At 67.3% G+C, this 9,922-nt stretch carries 8 protein-coding genes; 6 read left to right on the plus strand and 2 right to left on the minus strand.

What is annotated here, in order from left to right:
* Positions 1-288 precede the first annotated feature (288 nt).
* Positions 289-2,262 carry an LTA synthase family protein gene (locus CR919_RS14650; RefSeq protein ID WP_099820620.1) on the plus strand — a complete coding sequence of 658 codons (1,974 nt, stop codon included), beginning with the start codon at positions 289-291 and terminating at the stop codon, positions 2,260-2,262.
* Between the two features lie 177 nt (positions 2,263-2,439).
* On the opposite strand, the gene CR919_RS14655 is transcribed toward CR919_RS14650, so the two are convergent.
* Positions 2,440-3,378, minus strand: a complete 939-nt coding sequence (locus CR919_RS14655) for a carbohydrate kinase family protein (RefSeq protein WP_059065157.1) — start codon at positions 3,376-3,378, stop codon at positions 2,440-2,442.
* Positions 3,379-3,660: 282 nt separating this feature from the next.
* Between CR919_RS14655 and CR919_RS14660 the strand changes: the two genes are divergently transcribed.
* From CR919_RS14660 to rodA, 5 genes are all read left to right on the plus strand, one after another.
* A complete protein-coding gene (locus CR919_RS14660) occupies positions 3,661-4,707 on the plus strand; it encodes a rod shape-determining protein (RefSeq protein WP_025877255.1) in 1,047 nt (348 codons plus the stop codon).
* A 121-nt stretch (positions 4,708-4,828) separates the two neighbouring features.
* Positions 4,829-5,974, plus strand: coding sequence for a rod shape-determining protein MreC (mreC, locus tag CR919_RS14665; protein ID WP_099820621.1), 1,146 nt, complete (start codon positions 4,829-4,831; stop codon positions 5,972-5,974).
* Positions 5,971-6,456, plus strand: coding sequence for a rod shape-determining protein MreD (gene mreD / locus CR919_RS14670; protein WP_099820622.1), 486 nt, complete (start codon positions 5,971-5,973; stop codon positions 6,454-6,456). The genes mreC and mreD overlap by 4 nt, the downstream gene beginning before the upstream one ends.
* Before the next feature lie 3 nt (positions 6,457-6,459).
* The gene (gene mrdA, locus CR919_RS14675; RefSeq protein ID WP_099820623.1) at positions 6,460-8,538 is read left to right on the plus strand and encodes a penicillin-binding protein 2; all 2,079 of its coding nucleotides are present in this window, start codon (positions 6,460-6,462) and stop codon (positions 8,536-8,538) included.
* On the plus strand, positions 8,535-9,647 hold the full coding sequence (rodA, locus tag CR919_RS14680) for a rod shape-determining protein RodA (protein WP_099820624.1): 1,113 nt from the start codon (positions 8,535-8,537) through the stop codon (positions 9,645-9,647). Before mrdA ends, rodA begins: the two co-directional genes overlap by 4 nt.
* Before the next feature lie 132 nt (positions 9,648-9,779).
* On the opposite strand, the gene CR919_RS14685 is transcribed toward rodA, so the two are convergent.
* On the minus strand, positions 9,780-9,922 hold a 143-nt coding region (locus CR919_RS14685; RefSeq protein ID WP_157804809.1), incomplete at its 5' end, for an IS3 family transposase.

Consider the following 9,922-nt stretch of genomic DNA (forward strand, 5'->3'; position numbering starts at 1 on the left):
GGCGGGAACCTGGGGACCGCGCCGGCGGTCAACGCTCGACTGTCATCACAGTGTATTGTGCGAGGCCGCCTGGACGCGCTTCGAATGCCCGGCAGGGGTTGAAGCGCAGGCGGTTGCGGAACCGTCGCCGCTCACTGCCGCAGCCTGATCAACGCTGCGGCGGGCGTTGGCGGTGCCGGCGGGTGGTCCTGCCGCGCTGGCGGTTGTGTCGGGTTGCACGTTGTACGGTGTGGCCCGCTGCCAAGGATGGGGCATGGGTGTCCTTTGCTCCATTTCTGGATTCCTTTCATGCTCCGAGCTGTGTGGGTGTCGCTGTACCGGCGTCTGTGTCCGATTGCCGCCTTCTTCCTGTTTGGCCTGGTCGCCCTGTTGTTGTCGCGACTGGGATTGGCGCTGTGGCACGCCGCGCGGGTCAGTGCTGCCGACGGCTGGGCCACGGTGCTGCTGCAGGGCCTGCGGGTGGATGTAGCCACCCTGTGCCTGCTGTACGGCATCCCGGCGGTGCTGGCGCTGCTGTTGCCGCTGGAAGGGCGCATGGGCCGCGCGTGGCGCCATCTGCTGCGGTGGTGGCTGATCCTGGCGAGCGTGCTGCTGGTGTTCATGGAGCTGGCCACGCCGAGTTTCATGGCCGAGTACGGCCTGCGCCCCAATCGCCTGTTCCTGGAATACCTGATCTATCCCGAAGAAGTCGGGATGACGCTGCTGCGCGGCCATCTGCTGGCCGTGGTGATCGAAGTGGCCGCGGTGATCGTGCTGTTCTGGGCATTGCTTCGCGGCTCGCGGCGCTGGGTCGGCAACAGCCCGATGGCCACAGTCGAAGCCGGATGGCTGTGGCGGCTGCCGTTGGCGTTCCTGGTGCTGCTGCTGGCGGCGCTGGGCGTGCGTTCCAGCCTGGGGCATCGGCCCTTGAATCCGGCGCTGGTGGCGTTCTCGACCGACCCGACCATCAACGCGTTGCCGCTGAATTCGCTGTACACCGTCGGCTATGCCGCGCGGCAACTGGCGACCCGCAGCGAAACCTCGCGCGTCTACGGTGACCTGTCGCTGGCCGAGGTGGTCGGCGAACTGCGCGCCAGCAGCGGCCTGCCGGGATCGGCGTATGTCTCCGACGCATTGCCGAGCCTGGCGCTGCGTCCGCCGCAGTACCAGGGCAAGCCGCGCAATCTGGTGATCGTGCTTGAAGAAAGCCTGGGCGCGCAGTTCATCGGCAGTCTTGGCGGGCGGCCGTTGTCGCCCAATTACGACCGCCTGAGCAGGCAGGGCTGGGCGTTCGAGCGTCTGTATGCGACCGGCACGCGTTCGGTACGCGGCATCGAGGCGGTACTGACCGGGTTCCCGCCGACCCCGGCCGAATCGGTGGTCAAGCTGCCCGCCAGTCGCCAGCGCTTCTTCACCCTGGCCGATGTGCTTGGACGGCATGGCTACGACACCGGCTTCTATTACGGCGGCGAAAGCCACTTCGACAACATGCGCGAGTTCTTCCTCGCCAACGGCTTCACCCGCATCGTGGACCGCAAGGATTACCGCAAGCCGGCATTTGTCGGCTCCTGGGGTGCGTCGGATGAAGACCTGTTCGGCCGGGCCGACCAGCAGTTCCGGCAGCTGAAAGCACAGGGCACGCCGTTCTTCGGCCTGGTGTTCACCTCCAGCAACCACGATCCGTTCGAGTTCCCGGATGGCCGCATCGACCTGTACGAGCAGCCGAAACAGACCCGCGACAACGCCGCCAAGTACGCCGACCATGCGCTGGGCGAGTTCTTCCGCAAGGCGATGGCCTCACCGTACTGGGAGGACACCGTGTTCCTGGTGGTGGCTGACCATGATTCGCGGGTGTTCGGCAAGAACATGGTGCCGATCGGCAACTTCCATATTCCCGGGTTGATCCTCGGCGGCGGCATCGAGGCGCGCCGCGATACCCGCATCGTCAGCCAGATCGATCTGCCGCCGACGCTGTTGTCACTGCTGGGCATTGCCGATCCCACCCCGACGGTGGGGCAGGACCTGACCGACCTGCAGCGGCTGCAGCCGGGACGCGCGCTGATGCAGTACGACCGCAACCTGGCGTGGATGGAGGGCAACGACGTGGCCATTCTGCAGCCGGACAAGCCCGCGCAGGGCTTCCGCTACGACCCGGCCAGCGACCAGCTGCAGCCGCAGCCGCTGCGGCCGGAACTGGCGCGGCGCGCACATGCCTACGCGATGTGGGGCACGCTGGCCTACGAAAAAGAGCTGTACCGCCTGCCGGAGAAGGCCAAGCCCTGAGCCGGAGGTGACGCCGGGCCATGCCCGGCGAGCGCGCAGCGCGGGCTGCATCCGGAATCGAAAGTGTCTGGTCGGAAAGCCGCCGGGCATGGCCCGGTGCTACCAGAGCGGTGCCGGCCGCTGGCCGGCAGTGTCGACCAAGGTCGACACCCACCGAGCGGGTGCGCGGGCAGTTCGTTACGCGTTCAACGCGTAACCGAACTGCTGCTTGAACTGCTCGTTGAACTCATCGAAGGTGAAGCGCTGGTTCTGGGTGCCCGGGTGCTCGACCTTCAGCGCGCCCATCAGGTTGCCCATGCGGCCGATGGTCAGCCAGTCGAAGCCCTTCTGGATGCCGTAGATCAGGCCGGCGCGGAAGGCGTCGCCACAACCGGTCGGATCGACCACGCGGCGCTCGTGCGCCGGCGGGATGTCGTAGCTCTTTTCCGGGGTGTGGATCACCGCGCCCTTCGGGCCACGGGTGGTGATGTAGGCCTTGACCCGGCTGACGATCTCTTTTTCGTTCCAGCCGGTGCGTTCCTGCAGCAGGTTCGACTCGTAGTCGTTGACCACCACGTAATCGGCCTGCTCGATGAACTCGCGCAGTTCCGGGCCGTTGAACAACGGCATCGCCTGGCCCGGGTCGAAGATGAACGGCACGCCGTCTTCGTGGAACTCCAGCGCGTTCTGGATCATGCCTTCGCGGCCGTCCGGGCCGACCAGGCCCAGGCTGACGCCCGGCACGTCGCGCACGTGGTTTTCGTAGGAGCGCATCATCGCGCCCGGGTGGAAGGCGGTGATCTGGTTGTTGTCGTGGTCGGTGGTGATGAACGCCTGCGGGGTGAACAGCTCATCGATCACGCGCACGCGGGTGAGGTCGATGCCCAGTGCATCGAAGTGCTCGCGGTACGGGCCGAAGTCCGAGCCCACCGTGCCCATCGGGATCGGATCGCCACCCAGCAGGTGCAGGTTGTAGGCGATGTTGCCGGCGCAGCCGCCGAACTCGCGGCGCATGCGCGGCACCAGGAACGACACGTTCAGGATGTGCACCTTGTCCGGCAGGATGTGATTCTTGAACTGGTCCGGGAACACCATGATGGTGTCAAAGGCAAGAGAACCACAGATCAGAGCGGACATCGATGTAAGCCTATGCGGTGAATTTTGGGGTGGGCCGGCCCACTTCGGCAGGCAAGCAAACGGCGCCCTTGGGCGCCCGACGGCGCAAAGGTTACCCGCTGGTGCCGCTCAGGGCCAGAACCGGGTGATGCCCGATCAGGCCGAAAGCCTGTGAAGGCGCGGGTTCAGCTGGATTTCTCCTTGCTCGGCGGCAGGCAGGTTGCTAGGCTTGTCGACCTCGATTTCTGCCCATTTTTTCGCCATCCCGCGTTGGGCGCGACACCCCTCAGGATCAACTCCCAGATGTTCAAGAAACTGCGCGGCATGTTCTCCAATGACCTGTCCATCGACCTGGGCACGGCCAACACCCTCATCTATGTGCGTGGGCAGGGAATCGTGCTGAACGAACCGTCCGTGGTCGCAGTGCGCCAGGATCGCGCCATTGGTGGTACCCGGTCGGTGGCAGCCGTTGGCGCCGAGGCCAAGCAGATGCTCGGCCGTACCCCGGGCCACATCACCACCATCCGCCCGATGAAGGACGGCGTCATCGCCGACTTCACCTACACCGAGGCGATGCTCAAGCACTTCATCAAGAAGGTGCACAAGTCGCGCTTCCTGCGCCCGAGCCCGCGCGTGCTGGTCTGCGTGCCGGCCGGCTCGACCCAGGTCGAGCGCCGCGCGATCAAGGAGTCGGCCGAGGAGGCCGGTGCCCGTGACGTGTTCCTGATCGAAGAGCCGATGGCGGCCGCGATCGGCGCCGGCATGCCGGTCACCGAAGCCCGTGGCTCGATGGTCATCGACATCGGCGGCGGCACCACCGAAGTGGCGGTGATCTCGCTCAACGGCATCGTCTATTCCGCTTCGGTACGCATCGGCGGCGACCGCTTCGACGAATCGATCACCAACTACGTGCGCCGCAACCACGGCATGCTGATCGGTGAAGCCACCGCCGAGCGCATCAAGGTCGAACTGGGCTGTGCCTACCCGCAGGCGGAAGCGATCGAGATGGAAATCTCCGGCCGCAACCTCGCCGAGGGCGTGCCGAAGATGATCAAGATCAGCTCCAACGAAGTGCTTGAAGCGCTGCACGAGCCGCTGTCGGGCATCGTCAGCGCGGTCAAGCTGGCACTGGAACAGACCCCGCCGGAACTGTGCGCCGACGTCGCCGAGCGCGGCATCGTGCTGACCGGTGGTGGCGCTCTGCTGCGCGACATGGACCGCCTGATTTCCGAGGAAACCGGTCTGCACGTGCAGGTGGCTGACGACCCGCTGACCTGCGTGGCCCGCGGTGGCGGTCGTGCGCTGGAACTGGTCGACATGCACGGCAACGAGTTCTTTGCGCCGGAATAAGCCGTCCCGGCTGCCTGCGCCCGCAGCGCCCCTCCGGGGTGCGGCCCGCCACATCGGTGGGTCGGCACCGGCGGGGCGCCCGCGTGTTTCCCATCCGCCTTCTGCCAGTTGAATCGCTGCCGTGCCGCCCTACGCCGGACCTCCCGTCGCTTCCCGATCCGGTGATGCCGCCAGCCCGCTGCGGCTGCTGGCCTATCTCGCACTGGCAATCACCTTGATCGTCCTCGACGACCAGGCCGGCTGGCTGGCGCGTCTGCGCGAGCAGGCCAACAGCCTGGTGCAGCCGGTGTGGGCGCTGGCCGGTCTGCCCGGCAAGCTCGGCGGGCAGGTGCGCGACTCCGCTGCCAGCCACGGCCAGCTGGTGAGCGAGAACCGCGAGCTGCGCAACCAGCTGCTGCTGGCCAACGCCCGCCTGACCCGTCTGCAGACCGCCGCGCTGGACAACGCCCAGCTGCGCGAACTGCTGAACGTGGCCGAGCGCAGTGGCCTGGACGTGCAGCTGGCGCCGATCCTGGACATCGACCTGGACCCGGTCAAACAGCGCCTGGTGCTGGATGCCGGCAGCCGCGAAGGCGTGCACGTCGGCCAGGCGGTGATCGATTCCGGCGGCCTGATGGGCCAGGTGATCAACGTGACTGCGGGCAGCTCCACCGTGCTGTTGCTGACCGACCCCGACCACGCGGTGCCGGTGACCGTGGCCCGCAACGGCGTGCGCCTGATCGTCTATGGCCGCGGCGACAAGCTGGAACTGCGCGACATCCCGCTCAGCGCTGGTGTGGAAGTGGGCGACGAGATCGTCACGTCCGGTCTTGGCGGTCGCTTCCCGGCCGGATTCCCGGTGGGCACCATCACCGGGCTGCGCCCGGACGACACCCATGCCTTCCTGGTGGGCGAACTGAAACCGGCCGCGCAGCTTGATCGCGGCCGCGACGTGCTTCTGCTGCGCCCCGGCGCAGCGATCCGTATTCCGCCGAACCTGCGCCTGCAGATGGAGCAGGGCGCTCCCGGTGGCCCGGCCGATGCCACCGCGCTGCCGAGCGGCACCACGCCTGCAGGTGCGCAGCCCACCCCGGTAGTGCCGGCTGCTGGCCAGCAACCGTCCTCGTCTGCGACGAGGCCGGCTGCCCCCGCATCCTCCCTTAACCCTGCGCCTTCGGCGCGCCCCCTTGAACAACAAGGGGGCTCTCCCCCAGCCAGCTCTACGGTGGTGCCGGCCGCTGGCCGGCAACCGCAGCCGACCCAACCGCAGCCGGAGGCGCAACGATGAGCCGCCTTCGCGACAACCGCTGGGTGCTTCCGGCCAGCGTGGTGGTGGCCCTGCTGCTGGGCCTGCTGCCGTTGCCGGCGCTGCTGCAGCCGCTGCGTCCGTATTGGCTGGCTCTGGTGCTGGCCTACTGGGTGATCGAAGCGCCCGAGCGCGTCGGTCTCGGCATCGCCTTCGCCAGCGGCGTCGTCGCCGACCTGCTGTATGGCGGCGTGCTGGGCGAACAGGCGCTGCGGCTGGTGATGCTGGCCTTCATCCTGCAGCGCTTCCGCGCGCGCATCCGCTTCTTCCCGATGTCGCAGCAGATGCTGGCCATCGGCGGCCTGCTGTTCAACGACCGCATCGTCAGCGCGCTGGTCCACATCATGGTGGGCGAGCCGACCCTGCCGTGGTCGTACTGGTGGGCACCGCTGCTCGGCATGGGCCTGTGGCCGCTGGTGTTCGTGCTGCTGGATGCGGTGCGCTTCGGCAAGCGCGGGCGCTGAGCCATGCTGCCGCGCCGCCAGGTCAAGAATCCGCACGCCGAAGCCGAACAGTTCCGGCGCCGCGCGGCGCTGGGCTTCTTCGGCGTGCTGGTCTGCCTGCTGGGCCTGGGCGGCTGGTACTTCAAGCTGCAGGTGCTGGACCACGACATCTACGCCACCCGCTCCGAAGCCAACCGCATCAAGCCGCGGCCGGTGGTGCCCGGGCGCGGCATGATCTATGACCGCAACGGCCGGCTGCTGGCCGAGAACGTGCCGGCGTTCCGCCTGGATGTGACCCCGGACAAGGTCAAGGACATGGATGCCACCCTGGAAGGGCTGGCGAAGATCATCCAGATCAGCCCGGAAGAACTGGAGGCGTTCAACAAGTCGCGCAAGGCGCGCCGCAAGTTCCTGCCGGTCACGCTGAAGCTGCGCATGAGCGATGAGGAAATGGCGCGCTTCGCCGTGGACCGCTGGCGCTTTCCCGGCGTCGAGCTGGAACCCTACCTGACCCGTCGCTATCCCTATGGCGACCTGTTCGCGCACATCATCGGCTACGTCGGCCGCGTGGACGACAAGGATCTGGAGATCCTCGGCGAAGGCAATGCTGCGCTGACCCATATCGGCAAGTCCGGCCTGGAGCGCTATTACGAGCAGGAACTGCGCGGCAAGGTCGGCTACGAGCAGGTCGAGACCAACGTGCAGGGCCGCGCGATCCGCACCATCGGCCGTGTCGCCGCACAGTCCGGCGCCGACCTGCGGCTGTCGATCGATGCCGACCTGCAGCGGGCGATGGTGGCCGCCTTCGGCGAGTTCGAAGGTGCCGCAGTGGCGATGGACCCGCGCACCGGCGAAGTGCTGGCGATGGTCAGCCTGCCGTCGTACGACGCCAACCTGTTCGTCAACGGCATCTCGCACGCCGACTTCAAGGCGCTCAACGAGAATCCCTCGCGGCCGCAGTTCAACCGCCTGGTGCTGGGTGGCGTGGCCCCCGGTTCGACCATCAAGCCACTGATCGGCCTGGCCGGCCTGGACAGCGGGGTGCGCCGGCCCGAAGACAAGATTCTTTCCACCGGCATGTTCTACCTGCCCGGCACCTCGCGGGGCTGGGGCGATGCCAACCGTGGCGGCCATGGCTGGACCGATCTGCGCAAGTCGATCACCCAGTCGGTCAACACGTACTACTACAAGCTGGCCCTGGACATGGGCATCGAGCGCTTCGACCATTACATGGGCTACTACGGCTTCGGCCAGCCGACCGGCATCGACCTGACCGGCGAGATCGGCGGCATCCTGCCGTCGCCGGCATCGAAGTACAAGTCACGCAAGGAGCGCTGGTATCCCGGCGACACCGTCAACGCCAGCATCGGCCAGGGCGACTGGAAGGTCACCCCGTTGCAGCTGGTGCACGGCGTGGCCGGCATTGCCAATGGACAGCTGCGCCAGCCGCACCTGGTGATGCAGCAGCGCGCCGGCTTCGATGCGGACTGGACGCCCATGCCGCAGGGCGAGAGCAAGCCGATCAGCCCGACCCCGAGCAACCTGCAGGCCGTGCGCGAGGGCATGATGGGCACCATGCAGCCCGGTGGCAGCGGCGCGCGTGCAGCGGCCGGCGCACCGTATGTGATGGCGGGCAAGACCGGTACCGCACAGGTGATCAGCCGTCGCGGCACCGCCGCGGTGAACCCGAAGAGCCTGCCGATGCACCTGCGCCATCGCGCGCTGTTCGTCGGCTTCGCACCGGCCGACAACCCGGTCATCGCCGTGGCGATTGCCGTGGAGGGCGGCGGCTACGGTGGTTCGGCGGCTGCGCCGATCGCACGCAAGGTGTTCGATGCCTGGCTGCTGGGCAAGATGCCTGAAGGCATGCAGCCGCTGGACAGCGAACGCGGCACGACCGCCATTGGCGCCACCGCGTTCGACAACGAAGACGTGGGCGCGCGCCAGGCCGGCGATGCCGCTGCGGCGCAGCTGGGCGAGCATGCGGTAGTGGTCGGTGTACCGCCGCCGGCACCGGCGCCTGCTCCCGCTCCGGCCACGCATCCTTCTGCGGCACTGCCGGCCGCGCCACGTCCCACGGTTGCTGCGGAGGCCGCCCGATGAGCGCGTTCCTGCGGTGGGCCGGGGAAATGCTGCAGCGCTTCTTCAGCAGCCTGGACTGGTTGCTGTGCCTGTCCCTGGGCGCACTGATGGTGATCGGCCTGGCGACGTTGAAGAGTGCTGGCGGCGACAGCCTGGTGATGGCGCAGGGCGTGCGCTTTGCGGTCGGCCTGGCGGCGATGTGGGGCATCTCGCGGGTGCCGATCCTGCGCATCCGCTCGGCGACGCCGCTGATCTACGCCATCTCGATGATTCCGTTGCTGGCGGTGTTCGCGCTGGGCACGGGCAAGTACGGCCGGCAGTGGCTGGACCTGAAGTTCTTCTACCTGCAGCCGGCCGAACTGCTGAAGGTCAGCCTGCCGATGATGGTGGCCTGGTACCTGCACAAGATGCCGCTGCCGCCGCGCTTCAACACGGTGCTGGTGGCGATGGTGATCATCGGCGTGCCGACCGGGCTGGTGATGCTGCAGCCGGACTTCGGTACCGGCGTGCTGATCGCCGCCAGTGGTGTGTTCGTGCTGCTGCTGGCCGGCCTGCCGTGGTGGTGGGTGGGGCTGGGCGTGGGCGGCGTGGCGGCAGTGGCGCCCGTTGCCTGGTTCTGGCTGCTGCGGCCGTACCAGAAGGACCGCATCATGATGTTCCTGGACCCGGAAATGGATGCGCTGGGCGCGGGCTGGAACATCATCCAGTCGAAGATCGCCATTGGTTCCGGCGGTTTCGATGGCAAGGGCTGGGGTGAAGGCTCGCAGTCGCACCTGAATTTCATTCCCGAGCAGACCACGGACTTCGCGTTCTCGGTGCTGAGCGAGGAGTTCGGCTGGATCGGCGTGGCGCTGGTGCTGACGCTGTATCTGGTGGTGATCGGGCGCTGCCTGTGGATCGCCAGCCAGTCACGCGATTCGTATTCGCGCCTGCTGGCCGGTGCCACGGGCCTGGCGTTCTTCGTCTATGTGCTGGTGAACGGCGGGATGATCTCGGGCCTGCTGCCGGTGGTGGGTGTGCCGATGCCGTTGATCAGTTACGGCGGTACGTCGGCGGTGTCGCTGCTGGCGGGGTTCGGGTTGGTGATGGCGGTGCGTCGTCACAATCCGGTGCATGGCGGGTATGGGTAGTTTCCAGCCATCGGCGCAGCCCCTCGTGGGTGGTTGCTGAAGGCAACAGCCGTGGTTGGCCGGGCGGGGTGGATTCGCGGGGGACGCCGTGAACCCATCCCTGAAGTGACCCCCGAGAGTTGGACGGTGGGGTCAAGCGGCCGCTTGAGCCTGTTCCCGGTACTGTACCGGGCTCAGGCCCTTCAATTTCAATCTGATGCGCTCTTGGTTGTAGTACTTGATGTACTCCACGAGCCCAGCCTCCAGACTCTCGATGCTGTCAAAGCTGTTCAGGT

This window comes from Stenotrophomonas sp. LMG 10879 (assembly GCF_002750935.1).
Taxonomy (GTDB): Bacteria; Pseudomonadota; Gammaproteobacteria; order Xanthomonadales; family Xanthomonadaceae; genus Stenotrophomonas; species Stenotrophomonas lactitubi_B.